The organism is Phycicoccus sp. 3266 (assembly GCF_031456495.1).
Taxonomy (GTDB): domain Bacteria; phylum Actinomycetota; class Actinomycetes; order Actinomycetales; family Dermatophilaceae; genus Pedococcus.
Map to the genome: position 1 here is coordinate 1,069,029 of NZ_JAVDUW010000001.1, position 12,812 is coordinate 1,081,840.

Annotated in this window: 15 protein-coding genes; 13 read left to right on the top strand and 2 right to left on the bottom strand. The window is 73.4% G+C overall.

Annotation, left to right across the window (positions count from 1 at the left end):
• The 10 genes from J2X64_RS05065 (at nucleotide 1) to J2X64_RS05110 (ending at nucleotide 6,815) form a co-directional block, all read left to right on the top strand.
• The gene (locus J2X64_RS05065) at nucleotides 1-915 is read left to right on the top strand and encodes an STAS domain-containing protein (protein ID WP_310150537.1); all 915 of its coding nucleotides are present in this window, start codon (nucleotides 1-3) and stop codon (nucleotides 913-915) included.
• Nucleotides 912-1,316: an STAS domain-containing protein gene (locus J2X64_RS05070; RefSeq protein WP_310150540.1), complete on the top strand. Its 405-nt coding sequence runs from the start codon at nucleotides 912-914 to the stop codon at nucleotides 1,314-1,316. Before J2X64_RS05065 ends, J2X64_RS05070 begins: the two co-directional genes overlap by 4 nt.
• A complete protein-coding gene (locus J2X64_RS05075) occupies nucleotides 1,313-1,678 on the top strand; it encodes a phosphatase RsbU N-terminal domain-containing protein (RefSeq protein WP_310150544.1) in 366 nt (121 codons plus the stop codon). Before J2X64_RS05070 ends, J2X64_RS05075 begins: the two co-directional genes overlap by 4 nt.
• Nucleotides 1,679-2,121: 443 nt before the next feature.
• Nucleotides 2,122-2,274: a hypothetical protein gene (locus J2X64_RS05080; RefSeq protein ID WP_310150547.1), complete on the top strand. Its 153-nt coding sequence runs from the start codon at nucleotides 2,122-2,124 to the stop codon at nucleotides 2,272-2,274.
• Nucleotides 2,275-2,280: 6 nt separating this feature from the next.
• Nucleotides 2,281-2,475: a hypothetical protein gene (locus J2X64_RS05085; protein ID WP_310150550.1), complete on the top strand. Its 195-nt coding sequence runs from the start codon at nucleotides 2,281-2,283 to the stop codon at nucleotides 2,473-2,475.
• Nucleotides 2,476-2,963: 488 nt separating this feature from the next.
• Nucleotides 2,964-3,359, top strand: coding sequence for a DUF5994 family protein (locus J2X64_RS05090; RefSeq protein ID WP_310150552.1), 396 nt, complete (start codon nucleotides 2,964-2,966; stop codon nucleotides 3,357-3,359).
• On the top strand, nucleotides 3,356-4,378 hold the full coding sequence (locus J2X64_RS05095; protein ID WP_310150554.1) for an acyl-CoA desaturase: 1,023 nt from the start codon (nucleotides 3,356-3,358) through the stop codon (nucleotides 4,376-4,378). The genes J2X64_RS05090 and J2X64_RS05095 overlap by 4 nt, the downstream gene beginning before the upstream one ends.
• 340 nt (nucleotides 4,379-4,718) lie before the next feature.
• The gene (locus J2X64_RS05100) at nucleotides 4,719-5,348 is read left to right on the top strand and encodes a DedA family protein (RefSeq protein WP_310150557.1); all 630 of its coding nucleotides are present in this window, start codon (nucleotides 4,719-4,721) and stop codon (nucleotides 5,346-5,348) included.
• Nucleotides 5,345-6,067 (top strand): phosphatase PAP2 family protein, encoded by a 723-nt coding sequence (locus J2X64_RS05105; protein WP_310150560.1) that lies wholly within the window; start codon nucleotides 5,345-5,347, stop codon nucleotides 6,065-6,067. Before J2X64_RS05100 ends, J2X64_RS05105 begins: the two co-directional genes overlap by 4 nt.
• 115 nt (nucleotides 6,068-6,182) lie before the next feature.
• Nucleotides 6,183-6,815, top strand: coding sequence for a DUF308 domain-containing protein (locus J2X64_RS05110; RefSeq protein WP_310150562.1), 633 nt, complete (start codon nucleotides 6,183-6,185; stop codon nucleotides 6,813-6,815).
• 41 nt (nucleotides 6,816-6,856) lie between these two features.
• On the opposite strand, the gene J2X64_RS05115 is transcribed toward J2X64_RS05110, so the two are convergent.
• The gene (locus tag J2X64_RS05115; RefSeq protein WP_310150564.1) at nucleotides 6,857-8,428 is read right to left on the bottom strand and encodes a CYTH and CHAD domain-containing protein; all 1,572 of its coding nucleotides are present in this window, start codon (nucleotides 8,426-8,428) and stop codon (nucleotides 6,857-6,859) included.
• A 167-nt stretch (nucleotides 8,429-8,595) separates the two neighbouring features.
• Complete coding sequence (locus J2X64_RS05120) at nucleotides 8,596-10,164, bottom strand: alkaline phosphatase PhoX (RefSeq protein ID WP_310150566.1); 1,569 nt, start codon at nucleotides 10,162-10,164, stop codon at nucleotides 8,596-8,598.
• Between the two features lie 247 nt (nucleotides 10,165-10,411).
• Here J2X64_RS05120 and J2X64_RS05125 point away from each other — a divergent pair, with 247 nt between their 5' ends.
• The 3 genes from J2X64_RS05125 to J2X64_RS05135 all read left to right on the top strand — a co-directional run bounded on the left by J2X64_RS05125 (nucleotide 10,412) and on the right by J2X64_RS05135 (nucleotide 12,706).
• Complete coding sequence (locus tag J2X64_RS05125) at nucleotides 10,412-11,176, top strand: CHRD domain-containing protein (RefSeq protein WP_310150569.1); 765 nt, start codon at nucleotides 10,412-10,414, stop codon at nucleotides 11,174-11,176.
• 8 nt (nucleotides 11,177-11,184) lie between these two features.
• A complete protein-coding gene (locus tag J2X64_RS05130) occupies nucleotides 11,185-11,907 on the top strand; it encodes a class F sortase (protein WP_310150572.1) in 723 nt (240 codons plus the stop codon).
• 70 nt (nucleotides 11,908-11,977) lie between these two features.
• Nucleotides 11,978-12,706 (top strand): sulfite exporter TauE/SafE family protein, encoded by a 729-nt coding sequence (locus tag J2X64_RS05135; protein WP_310150574.1) that lies wholly within the window; start codon nucleotides 11,978-11,980, stop codon nucleotides 12,704-12,706.
• Nucleotides 12,707-12,812 lie beyond the last annotated feature (106 nt).

Below are 12,812 nucleotides of genomic sequence, written 5' to 3' on the forward strand. Positions count from 1 at the left end.
ATGGGCACCGAGAACGACACCGGCCGGTCTGCGGAGGGCGGCCACGCGGGAGCGGACCTGCACCGCCTGGACGGCACCCAGCTGCTGCCGCAGCTCGTGGCGCACCTGCGCGAGCACCGGGCCAAGCTCCGGGACGAGTGGGCCTCCCGCATCCACGACGCCCACCTCCTGGAGGCCATGACCCCGCAGGAGATGGCGGCCGAGACCACATCGGTCTACGACAACTACGTCGAGGTGCTCGAGACGGGCAGCGTCGAGGCCCTGCAGCACTACGCCCGCGACCTGTCGGAGCGGATCATCCCGCGCGGGGTGGAGACGCACGAGGTCGTCGGCATCGTGCTGCTGCTGCGCGACGTGCTGGCCCGGTCGCTGTTCGAGAAGTACCAGCGTGACTTCGGCCTGCTCAACCAGGTCCTCGACGCGTACGAGCCGGCCGCGAACCGCATCGCCAACACGGTCGCCGTGAGCTTCGTGGAGGAGCGCGAGCGCGTCATCCGACAGCAGCAGGACGCCATCCGCGAGCTGTCGACCCCCGTGCTCCCCGTCCGCGAGCGGCTGCTGATCCTGCCCATCATCGGGGTCCTGGACCAGCAGCGGGCCCGGCAGCTCACCGAGCAGCTGCTCGCCGGCATACGCACCCACCGCGCCAAAGTCGTCGTCATCGACATCACCGGCGCCCCGGACGTGGACCACACGGTCGCGAACCACCTCGTGCAGACGGTCGACGCGTCACGGCTCATGGGCGCCAGCGTCATCATCACGGGGCTGTCGCCGACGATCGCGCAGACGCTCGTGACGCTCGGCGTGGACCTCAGCAAGATGAACACCATCGGTGACCTGCAGGGAGGCCTCGAGGAGGCCGAGCGGCTGCTCGGGTACTCCGTGACGCGGAAGGACGTGGCAACGGGCTCGTGAGCTCCGGACCGGCACTCGTCTCGATCCTGCGACAGGGACACACCCTGGTCGCGTCGATCCACACTGCCCTGGACGACACCGAGATGCTCCGGTTCCGGTCCGAACTCATCGCCGCGATCGGGGAGCACCGGTCCCGCGGCGTCATCATCGACGTGGCCGCCCTGGACGTGCTCGACAGCTTCGGCGCCCGCACCCTGCGCACGATCGCGGAGATGGCGCGCCTGCGCGGCGCGGTCACCGTCATCGTCGGGATCCAGCCCGAGGTGGCGTTCGCGATGGTCCAGCTCGGCATGGGGACGGGCAACGTCCCGACCGCCCTCGACCTCGAGGAGGGCCTGGCCTACCTCGCCGAGGCCACCGGGCGGCCGGTCCCCACCGCCGTGCGCGACGACGGGGCGTGAGCGCGGTGTATGCCGAGTCGCTGGCCCGCGACTACCGCGCGGCCTTCCTGCGCTACCTGCCGCGGCGCAGCGAGGCGGCCCTCGCGGCGGGCTACGAGCTCGGCCACCGCGCGGTCGAGGACGGGGTCAGCGTGCTCGACCTGGCGCACGTCCACCACGAGGTGCTGACCGAGGTGCTCGAGCAGTCGCCCGGGGAGGACCTGCGCAGCATCGCCACCGCGGCGTCGGAGTTCCTGCTCGAGGTGCTGGCCACGGTGGACCTCGTGCAGCGCGCCCGCAGGCCGAACCCTCACCCGGAGCGCCCCGAGCACGCCGACCGCCGGGACGCCGACACCCCGGACGCCTATCCCCCGACGGCATGACGCCGGGGGGCGGGGTGGATCGCCCTCGAGGCCCCGCGACCGGCGCCTGGGCGGTACCGGGCAGTCCGCGTCATGCGGGGGCCGCCACGGACTCATCACCTCCGTAAGGCCCACACGATGGGCTTCCCCGCAGGAGGAGTTGAGATCGAATGATGCTACGAACCAAGCTCGTCGGGACAGGGACCGCCATGCTTCTGGCCGGTGTCCGGCCACTTACCGGCCTGGGTCTCTGAGCCGGTGCCCGAGCTGCGCCACGGTCCGCTCCTGCCGGGGGGCGGGCGGGCCGTGGCGTCCGGCCGGACAGGCGCCGTCTCCCCTCACGCGGCGCCTGTCCTCCCCCATTCCTGCTCCTGGTTCCCCGGGCAACCGGGTCCCTCCCCCCGCGTCCGTCCCGGTCGGCTCAGGTCCTACCCGCGCCCGGCCAGTCCTCCGGTGGTGCCTCGATGATGCTTGCGACCCTCTGCCTCCCCCTCGCCGTCCTGGTCCTCCTGTATGCCCTGCAGCTGCTGGAGGAGTGGGCGCTCAAGGACCCTTCGGCGTCGGGAGGCCGGACGCAGTCGTGGCCGCCCGGCGCACCCGGGCGGGAGCCGAGGTGACGTCCCATGAGTGAACGCCACGAGACACGGCCCCCTGCGGGTTCGGTGCCGCCCGACCGCCTGCCCCTGCCCCACGACCCCCCGCCCCCTCCCGGCTACGTCGACCCACTCGGCGAGGAAGGCATCCTGTCCGACCTCACCATGACCGCTGCTGACGCCGACGTGTCGGGTGCGGGTGCGGGCAGGGACCAGGACGCCTGAGGCGGTCGCAGCAGGCCTGATGCGCACGGGCTTCCCGGCGCGGACACGGCCAGCACGGTATCCCGGCGGTCGCAGCCGGCCACGCCGCCGGATTCGAGGATTGCTCTCCGGCGGCGTGGCGTCCGCCCGGCGAGCGTGAGCAGGCCGGTCGCGCCGCCCCGTCGTCCTCCCGAGCCCGATGCCGGCGTCCGGGTGGGCGCCCGATCGGCGCGATCCCACCGGCCGCACTAGCGTTGGCAACGGCAACGACCTCCTTCCGTCCCGTCGGAGGCCGACCCGGCCCCCATCTCGCTTCAGCCGTGAGGTGGGGGTGGGTTCTGTCCCTCGCACCGGGCAGCCCTCCCGGCTCTGCCCTCGCGACCGGCGCGACCGGTCGAACAGGCGTACAGTCGTCGTAGTGCGAGTGTCAGGTCACACACCAGGACTCAGGGTCCGAGTCCGCCGGGTCGACTGAGTCTGGGGCAGCATCCACCGAAGGTGGTGGCGTCATGGCCACTCAGACCCACGATCCACGGCTCGCCCTCCGCGCGGAGCACGACGACGCCCTCCCCGACGGGGCGTGGTGGCCCCGCAGCCGAACGCTCGGGCACGAGCTGACCGAGCTGTTCGACGAGTGGCCCGCGTCCAGGGGTGCCATCGTCCGCGTCCTCTACTCGGCCCCCGACTGGGAGGACCTCCCGAGGTGGGTGCCCGTGCACGGCAAGCGCATGAAGACCGGGCACTTCGCCAGCGACGACACCCACCGTCTCGTCCTGTCGATGCTGGACGCCAGCCGCTGCCGCATCACCGTCATCCCGCCGGCGACACCGGCGACCGACGCAGCCCGGCTCCTCGGCGAGGTGACGGCCGACGACGTGGTGGGGCCGCGGGACCAGGCCAGATGAGCGCGCCGGTCGTCGGCGTCACCACCCCCTCGACGGCGCGGTATGCCGAGCTGACCGCCCTCGTGCGGGAGCGCGGGCTGCTGGAGACCCGGACGTCGTCCTACGTGCTGCAGGCGGTCGGCGTGCTGGTCGTGCTGTCCGGCGTCGTCGCGGGGATGGTCGTCTGGCGCCACTCGTGGTGGCTGCTGCTCGGGGCCGTCGTGCTGGCCGTCACCTCCACCCAGCTCGGGTTCCTCGGCCACGACGTGAGCCACCAGCAGGTGACCCGCAACCGCCGCTCCAGCCGGCGCCTCGGGCTGGCGACCGCCAACCTCATGGGTGGGCTGAGCTACGGCTGGTGGATCGCGAAGCACAACGCGCACCACGCGCACCCCAACGACCTGACGAAGGACCCCGACGTCCGGACGGGCGTGCTGGTCTTCGACTCGAGCCAGGCGAGGGTGCGGCGCGGGCTCGCGGCGTGGACCACGCGGCACCAGGCCGCACTGTTTTTCCCGCTGCTGCTGGGTGAGGCCGTCAACCTGCACGTGGCCAGCATCCGGTGGTCGTGGAGTGGCGGGACGCGGTCACGGACCACCGAACGCGTTCTCCTCGCGACGCACTTCCTCGCCTACGGCACGCTGCTGGCAACCACGCTCACGTGGCCCCAGGCCATTGCGTTCGTCGCGGTGCACAAGGCCGTCCAGGGCCTGTACCTGGGCTGCGCCTTCGCCCCGAACCACAAGGGGATGCCGGTGCTGGGGCCCGAGCAGGCCGCCGACCCCCTGCTGCGGCAGGTGCTCACGTCCCGCAACATCCGCGGTGGCCCGTTCACCGACGCGCTGCTCGGCGGCCTCAACTACCAGATCGAGCACCACCTGTTCCCGAGCATGCCCCGGGCGAACCTGCGCCGCGCCCAGCCCGTCGTCAGGCAGTACTGCGAGGACCACGGCATCCCCTACCTCGAGTGCTCCGCCGCGAGCTCCTACGCCGCCGCGCTCCGGCACCTCGACCGGGTGGGTGCCGCCACGGTCGGCTGAGCCTTGGGGCGTACCGGACCGGGCGTCCATCGCACCCAACGCCTCCACGCGCTGGGTCGACGGACGTGCGACCCCGTTCCGACCGCCCCACAATGAGGGTGGCGACCATTCCGGTCGCACCCGCGTCCGGGGTGCCGCAGAACAGGCACGACGAAGGAAGGCAGCGCACCGGTCGCGGCTGGTCAGACGGCTTCGCTCCGACCGCGCGGGCAGGCTCCCCCAGGAGGTCCCACGTGCACGAGCTCCCCCAGCCTGTCGACCCCGCGCCCCCTGCCGCCGAGGCTCTCGGGCGTCGCGACGCCGCGACGACAGGCAGCGCCACCGCAGACCGGGTGCGCTGATGGGGGGCTTCGTCCACCACATCCTGGACGCCCCGACCTGGGTGGTGCTGGCGATCGCCGGCGCCGTGGTGTTCGCCGAGGACGCGCTGTTCGTCGGGTTCGTGCTCCCCGGGGAGACGGCCGCCGTGCTCGCCGGTGTGGCCGCCCGCCTGGGCCACGCGCCGCTGGCCGCCGTCGTGGTGGCCGTCGTGCTGGCCGCGATCGTGGGTGACAGCGTCGGCTACGAGGTCGGTCGGCAGGTCGGGCCCCGCATCCTGCGCTGGTCGGTGCTCGACAAGCGCCGCGGGCGCCTCGACGACGCGCAGGACTTCCTCGCCCGGCGCGGCGGGGCAGCCGTGTTCCTGGGCCGCTGGGTGGCGTTCTTCCGGGCCGTGATGCCGGCGCTCGCCGGCACAGCCCGTATGCCGTACCGCCGCTTCCTCCTCTTCAACGCCGCCGGGGGCCTCGCCTGGGGTGTCGCGGTGGTCCTGGCGGGGTACCTCGCCGGGGCGTCCTACGCCAAGGTGGAGTCGGCCATGGGCAAGGACGGCGCCCTCGTCGTGCTGGCCCTGGCGCTCGCGGCATACGCCGTGCACGTCGTGCGCAAGCGCCGTGGCGAGTCCCGGCAGGAGCCCACGGAGCCGGCGTGAGCGGCGCAGCCAAGCCACGGGAGACGAGTCGTGGCGGGGCCAGGGACCCCGTCGACCGGCAGCTCGCGCTGCGCGTGGCGACCGCCGGGCTCTCCGTCGCGGTCGGCTCGCTACCCGTCCTGCTCCTGCTGCTGTGGGTCGAGACCAAGTGGACCCCGCTGCTGGAGCTGGACGACGGGGCGAGGGACGGGCTGCACCGGTTCGCCCTGGGGCACCAGGCATTCACGAGCGTCATGGAGTTCGTCAGCGCCGTCGCGGGCGGGCTGGGGTGGCAGGTCGTCTCGGTCGTGCTCGTGGCGTGGCTGCTGTGGCGGCGCCGGGTGCGGGTGGCGGTGTTCGTCCTCGTCGCGAACGCCGGGTCCTCGCTGCTCAACACGGCCATCAAGGACGTCGTCCACCGCCACCGGCCCGTCGTGTCGCACCCCTTCATCCACCCGCCGGGGCAGAGCTTCCCCAGCGGCCACGCCCAGGCGGCGGCGACCGGCTTCACGGTCCTGCTGTTCGTGCTGTGGCCATACCTCGGCACGGGGTGGCGGCGACGGCTGGCCGTCGGTGTCGCCGTCCTCCTGACGCTGCTCATCGGCTTCTCGCGGGTGGCCCTGGCGGCCCACTTCGTCTCCGACGTCGTGGCCGGGTATGCCGTCGGCCTCACGTGGACCCTCGTCCTCGCGGCCGCGTTCCACGTCTGGCGCAAGCCCGGGGCACGGTCGCACCGGTAGCGCCTCGTTCGCCGAGGCTTTCCCGGCACAGGGATTGACGACGTCGTCCGCACGCGCGCACGCTGTCGTGAGGCGCAGAGGGACGCCGGTCATGATGCTGCTGGAAGGGGCAACCATGTCCGAGTCCTCCGTGTCCACCTCGTCCGGGACGATGCCCGGCCTCACCCCCGAGCTCCGCCGGCGGCTGGGCTGGTCCGGGGTCGTCGTCGGGGCGTGCAGCGTCGTCCTGGGGATCGCGGCCCTCGCCTGGCCAGGGGTGACCCTCGTCGTGGTGGCGGTGCTGTTCGGGGCCCAGCTGCTCGTCACCGGGATCCGGCGGACCCTGCTCGGGCTCGCAGCCCCCGGCCTCGAGACCTGGGTCCGGGCGCTGCTCGTCGTCCTCGGTGTGATGGTGACGGTCGCCGGCCTCATCTGCATGCGCAACCCGTTCACGTCCCTGGCCGTCATCGTGGTCCTGGTCAGTGTCAGCTGGCTGCTCGACGGCGCAGGTGACCTGGTGAGCGCCTTCTCCGGCGGCCGGGAGCCCGGCCAGCGCGCGCTGCTGGCCGTCGGCGGCGCGCTCTCGGTGGTCGGGGCGCTCGTGATCCTCTTCTGGCCGGCCCTGGCACTGCTCACGCTCACCCGGGTCGGGGGGTGGATCCTCGTGATCCTCGGGGTGGCGCAGGTCGCCACGGCTGCGCGCGCGGTGCGCACCGGCCAGGCCGCACCTCCCGCGACCGCGGGCACCCCACCGGCCGCCCCAGCCTGAGGCGGGCTCACCCACCGGACCAGCGGAGCGGTGAGCCGCTGCTACCTGCCTCGCGCGACCCAGGACTCGGCGTCCCGAGGGCTCGGGACCGCGGTCCAAGCCCGGCGGAACCGGGCCTGCGAGTCGGCGGCCGCGAGCCGCTCGAGCCCGTGCAGCAACCCGAACGTGAAGCCGTTCTCGCCCTCGAGGAACGCCTGCGCCCCGAGCCGGCGCAGCACCTCCCGGGCCATCACGGAGTCCTGGTGCCGGCCCAGCTCCTCCTGCACCCGCTTGGCCCGTCGGGCCAGCTTCCGCGCCCTCGCCGACCCGACCGGCCGGGCCAGCTCAGCCGCGTAGCGCAGCCGCTTGGCCTTCTTGCGCGCCTCGTGCAGCGCAGCGTCGCGCTCGCCCGCAGCAGCACCGTCCACCGCGCGCACGGCCCGCCGCAGCCTGCGGGCATCCCGGCGCACCAGGCCCGGCAGCACCCGACGCGCCGGCCCCTCGCCACCCGGCGAGAGCGGCACGTCCGCGACCAGCGCGTCGAGGTGGTCGAGCAGGCGGTAGTACCGCTCGGAACGCAGCGCGAGGCGGGCCGCGGCCAGGGCGTCCCGCTCCTGCCGGCGCAGCTCCAGGTCGAGGCGACGACGGACCGGCCCCAGGACGAGGTCGGGCGGGACGGTGTCCAGCGAGGCGCCGAGCCGTTCGCGCTGGACCTGGGCGTCGCGCGCGGGGCCGAGCACCTGGCCGAGCCACCGCAGCTCGTCGCGGACGTCGTCCACCGACTCCGCCAGGACCGGCTCGCACGTCGTCAGTGCTGCACGGATCCGTCGTGCGGCGATGCGCAGGCGGTGCACCGCGGCCGGGTCGCCGGCCCGCAGCGCGGCGTCCTGCCGGTGGAGCACCGCGACCTGGTGCGCGAGCCGGTCCCGGACCACGTCGCGTGTCGTCCGGGGACGCTTGGTCCGGGCCCGCTCGGTCCGGGCCCGATTCGTCGACGACCCCACGACGTGCGATGGTCCGAGGTCGGGCGACAGTCCGAGCGCCCGGTGGACCTTGGAGAAGTCCGGCGACCTCCGGGCACCCGCGGCCCGCAGGGTGGGGTGGAGCGAGGCGAGCACCGTCGCCGGCTCGAGGGCGTCCTCGGCGACCTCGAGCTCCCACTCGCGCCAGGTCGTGCGTCCGCCCTCGCCGAGGGCGGAGTCGGCCGTCACGCGGTCGTCGCAGAGCGTGGCCAGGGTCGCGATGTCCGTGGCCAGCGTGTACTCGGTCCGGTGCGTGGTGACCGTCGCGACCGGGGCGAGGGTGCGGTCGCGGACGATGGCGCGCACCTCGTCGACGACCGCCGCCGGCACGGCCCGGACCGCACGCCCGAGCGGGTGCCTCAGCTCGGTCCGCTCGCCGTCGGCGCGCGGCACCTTGACGTGCCACCCCTCGTCCGTGCCGCCGGTGCGGCGGCGCAGCGTCACACCGCGCCGGAGCAGGTCGAGGTCCGGGGTGTCGAAGTAGACCGCCTCGAGTCGCACCTCCTGCGGACCGGTCCACCGGCTCCCGCTGGGTGCGTCGTCCACCGGGACGGCCGCCCGGTCGTCGACGACGTACTTCCGCTCGACCTCCCGGTGCCTGCTGCCGCCCATGGTTCATCGTCCCGCCGCCCGCGCCGGATCGCCACGCCGGCTCGGTGCCGCGCGGTGCCGGCACGGCATACGTCCCGGATGAACGGCCACCGCGAGGAACCGGCACGGACACGGACGCGGCCCCGACCCCATCGGGGTCGAGGCCGCGCCGCCGGGTGGTCCCGCGGTCAGCGCCGCTCGGCGCCGCCGGTCACCTCCCAGGTGACGTTGTCGCCGTGCTGCTGGGTCCAGAAGACCCGCCACCTGCCGTCGAACGGGTGCGGCAGCTTGGCGCCGAGCAGGCCACCGACGGTGGGGTCGCCGTCGGAGACGTGGATGCCGGTGATCTCGTTGTCACCGTCGTTGTAGCCGGGCGAGGTGGTCGCGTCGTACAGGGCGGAGGCGTCGCGCCCCTCGGCCAGCCAGCGGGTCATGCGTGCACCCTTCTTGTCGCCCTCGGCCGCGCGGCGCAGGTCGACGCGGTAGCCGGAGTCCAAGGCGTTGCGCTGCTGGTGCAGCCCGTCACCGGCGTCCTCGACGACGAGCAGGTCGTCGCGGCCGGCGAAGGCGATGTTGTCCAGGCCGCTGTGGGCCTTGTCGCCGACAGCCACGATGGACACCCGGCCCGTGTCGGCCGACGGCGAGGACTGTGAGATGCGGAAGACGCCGCCGTAGGCACCGGGCAGGGTGCTGCTGGTGCTCGTGTCGCCCGTCTCCGTGAAGTAGAACTCGCCGAAGCCGGTGCCGGGACGGAAGACGCCGTTCTCGGGTCGCTTGAACGGCGTGGCGTCCGCCGCCGCGGCCGACGCGGTCGCGTCGAAGGCAGCGGTCCCGCTGTGGACGTCGACCCACTTCGTGGCGAACGAGCGGCGCGGGTCGTGAAGGGCCGCGATGTCGCTCGAGGACGGGTCGGCAGCGAGCTGCGAGGCGGTGATCGGCGAGCCGTCCCTGCGGTGCACCTGGAGGGCCTGCAGGGTGCCGCCGGCGGTCAGGTCAGCCTTGTCGGTCGGCACGAAGCGGTAGACGAAGCTGTTGGGCTTCTTGCCACCGGACGCCGACGCGCCGCCGATGTCCTCCACCAGCCAGACGTTGCCGGCCGAGTCGTTCTGGATGCCCTCGTAACCGCCGGACCCGAGCGCCGGGAGCCCGACGGCCTTGCCCGTCACGGGGTTACCGTCGGCGTCCAGGGACAGCGCCCAGACACCGCCGTTCGGCGCCTTGGCCTCCGCGGTGAGCATCAGCTGGTGCGTGAACGGGTTCCAGGTGATGCCGTCGAACGTGGGCAGCGTGCCACCGGACGTGTCGGAGTCGCTCATCAGCGTGACCCGCTTGGCAGGGTCGGCCTGGTCGAGGTCGATGCGGGTGACGTAGCCGCGGGGACCACCCTCGTGGCCCTGGTACAGGTAGTGGTGACCGGCGAAGGTCAGGTAGACGTTCTTGTCGGGCTCGGTCTTGAACGCCTCCTTCTGGTCCTGCGTGAGGGGGCCGCCGTTCGCCGTGTCGTAGCCGTAGTGGGTGATCCCGGCAGCGGTGTCGGCGTTGGTCAGGCCGAGGGCGCCCCAGGCGACCGGCGTGGTCCGCAGCCCGGGGGCCAGGACGTTGTTCTGGACGCCGACGCGCGCGTTGGGCGCGGGCACGTCGCCGCCGACCCAGGTCGACGACTCGGCGGTGGCCGAGCCGGACCCGAGGGCGAGGACGGCGCCGACGAGGGCGGTGCCCGCGACCGCGGCGGTGCATGCCTTGGTGATGGTCTTCATGAAGTCCTCCGGTTTGCTGGGCCCCGAAAGGGGCGACGAGAGGACCCAACCGGGCGGTTGCAACGTCCGGGTGACGTCGAGGCGAACACCGCGCGAAGGGCGGCAGAGCGGTTCCACCGCGCGGGCCTTCGCGCCGATGGTTTGGTGCAGCACCCAATCCGGTTGCAGAAGGAAAACGAATCCCCTTGCGCAACGAGCACATTCGATGCGCGGTCGTGGACGGCCGCATCCGACAAAGGAGTCCTGCATGCGCACCACCTCGAAGTTGGCCGGCATCGCGTTCGGCGCAGCCGCCCTCGTCCCCTTCCTCGGCGCGGGCGTCGCCCACGCCGCCGACGGCACCACCACGGCCACGCTGAGGCCGGTCGCCCTCAACGGCGTCCAGGGCAGCGGCACCGCCATGGTCACCGTCACCGGCACCCGGATCGACGTCACCATGCGGGCGAACGGACTCCTCCCCGACAACCCGCACGCGGCCCACATCCACTTCGGTGCCGATGCGCGCCACGAGTGCCCGGTCGCCTCCGACGACAGCAACAAGGACGGGCACCTGAACACCACCGAGGGCGGCCCGGCATACGGACCCGTCGTGGTGTCCCTGACCAAGACGGGCGACACGTCGCCCAAGAGCACCTTGGCCGTCGACCGCTACGACACCGCGCCCGGCGGCAACCTCAGCTACGAGCGCGGCTCGATCAACGTCTCCCCTGCCGTGGCCCAGGCCATCGTCGACGGCAAGGCCGTGGTGGTCGTGCACGGCGTCGACTACAACAAGGACGGCAAGTACGACGGCAACACCAAGAGCGACCTCGACCCCAGCCTGCCGACGGAGGCCACGGACCCGGCCATCTGCGGCGCCCTGCGGGCTGCGCCCGCCGGCGGCATGCAGACCGGCGCCGGTGGCACCTCCGGGTCGACCAACGACGAGCTGATGCTCCTCGGTGGCGGGTTCCTGCTCGCGGCAGCCGGCACCGGCACGCTGGCCGCCCGCAAGGTCCGCAACCGCGCCTGATGCCCCGCGTGCGCAGGATCGGTGACCACCACGGCCGTCGGGTCGTGGTGGTCACCGCGCTGCTTGCCCTGGCCGGCGTGGCGTTCGTCCTGCGGGGGCTGACCGCTCCGGGCCCCCCGCCCCAACCGAGCCGCGCCGCCGCTGCGGCGTCCACTGCGACGTCCTCGGCGAGCACACCCTCGGCGAGCGTCCCCTCGGCGGGCCCCGGCAGTGAGGCCACGGCACCGGGCAGCGGTGGCACGGCCTCACCGCAGGACGGCTCTCTCGGGCCCATCCTGCGCCCCAGCCCGCCGGTGTCGCTGTCGATCCCCTCCATCGGGGTCCGGACCCACGGCATCGTGGACCTGCACCTCGACCCCCACGGGGCGCTCGAGGCGCCCACGGACTTCGACCGTGCCGGTTGGTATGCCGATGGCCCCACCCCGGGCGAGTTCGGGCCCGCGGTCATCGGCGCCCACGTCGACAGCAAGGACGGACCTGCCGTGTTCTACCGCCTCGGCGCCCTGCACCAGGGAGCCTCCGTGGTCGTGACGCGCAAGGACGGCACGGTCGCGCGGTTCGTCGTGGACAAGGTCGCCCGCTACGCGAAGAGCGACTTCCCCACGGCTGTCGTCTACGGCGACACCAAGGGCCGAGCCGAGCTGCGGCTCATCACCTGCGGTGGGGCGTTCGACCGGAGCACCGGCCACTACGTGGACAACATCGTCGCGTTCGCCCACCTGGTGGCCTGAGCACCCGATGCACCGCGCGGACCGTGGACGGGCGGGCGGGGGCTGCCCGGCGCGGGGCTAGAGTCCGGGCGTGCTCGCCGTGCTGCTCTTCGTCGTGGCAGCACTGCTCGTGGGCTTCGCGAAGACGGCGATCGGCGGCCTGGGCAGCGTCGCGGTCGCGATCTTCGCCAGCCTCATGCCCGCTCGCGAGTCCACGGCCGCGATCCTGGTGCTGCTCCTCGTCGGCGACGTGGTGGCGGTGTGGCACTACCACCGCGACGCCGACCTCGGCCTCCTGCGCCGGCTCATCCCGGCCGTGCTGCCGGGGCTCGCCCTCGGGGCGGTGTTCCTCGCCGTCGTCGACGACACGGTGCTGCGCCGGAGCATCGGTGTGCTGCTGCTCCTCCTCGCGGCCATGCAGCTGGTGCTCGCGCGACGCTCCTCGGCCGCGCCGCCCATCGGGCACTCCACGGCTGCCGGCCTCGGCACCGGCCTGGCCGCCGGCTTCGTGACCATGACCGCCAACGCCGCCGGCGCCGTGATGACCCTCTTCCTCGTGGCGCGTGGTGTGGAGAAGCAGCGCTTCCTCGGCACCAGCGCCGTCTTCTTCTTCGGGGTCAACCTGTGCAAGGTGCCCTTCAGCGCCGGGCTCGGCCTGTTCTCGGCAGCGACCCTGGGGCGCACCGCGCTGCTCGCACCGGTCGTCGTGCTCGGCGCGTGGGCCGGGCTGCACTCCGCACGCCGGCTGAGCCAGGCGCGGTTCGACCAGGCGGTGCTCGCCGCGACGGTGGTCTCCGCACTCGCCCTGGTCCTGCGCTGACCGGCGTGACCACGCGGCATACCGACATGCGGGTATGCCGCCGTGAGCCCCCGCACGTGCGATAGCGTCCGCGGCGGTGGAGGGGAGTACTCCCTGACCCGGACGT

What these genes read in the sequence shown, in the direction of transcription:
- J2X64_RS05115 (WP_310150564.1), bottom strand. Translation starts at nt 8,428, where the DNA reads ATGGGCGGCAGCAGGCACCGGGAGGTCGAGCGGAAGTACGTCGTCGAC.
- J2X64_RS05110 (WP_310150562.1), top strand. Translation starts at nt 6,183, where the DNA reads ATGTCCGAGTCCTCCGTGTCCACCTCGTCCGGGACGATGCCCGGCCTC.
- J2X64_RS05095 (WP_310150554.1), top strand. Translation starts at nt 3,356, where the DNA reads ATGAGCGCGCCGGTCGTCGGCGTCACCACCCCCTCGACGGCGCGGTAT.
- J2X64_RS05100 (WP_310150557.1), top strand. Translation starts at nt 4,719, where the DNA reads ATGGGGGGCTTCGTCCACCACATCCTGGACGCCCCGACCTGGGTGGTG.
- J2X64_RS05065 (WP_310150537.1), top strand. Translation starts at nt 1, where the DNA reads ATGGGCACCGAGAACGACACCGGCCGGTCTGCGGAGGGCGGCCACGCG.
- J2X64_RS05080 (WP_310150547.1), top strand. Translation starts at nt 2,122, where the DNA reads ATGATGCTTGCGACCCTCTGCCTCCCCCTCGCCGTCCTGGTCCTCCTG.
- J2X64_RS05085 (WP_310150550.1), top strand. Translation starts at nt 2,281, where the DNA reads ATGAGTGAACGCCACGAGACACGGCCCCCTGCGGGTTCGGTGCCGCCC.
- J2X64_RS05120 (WP_310150566.1), bottom strand. Translation starts at nt 10,164, where the DNA reads ATGAAGACCATCACCAAGGCATGCACCGCCGCGGTCGCGGGCACCGCC.
- J2X64_RS05125 (WP_310150569.1), top strand. Translation starts at nt 10,412, where the DNA reads ATGCGCACCACCTCGAAGTTGGCCGGCATCGCGTTCGGCGCAGCCGCC.
- J2X64_RS05090 (WP_310150552.1), top strand. Translation starts at nt 2,964, where the DNA reads ATGGCCACTCAGACCCACGATCCACGGCTCGCCCTCCGCGCGGAGCAC.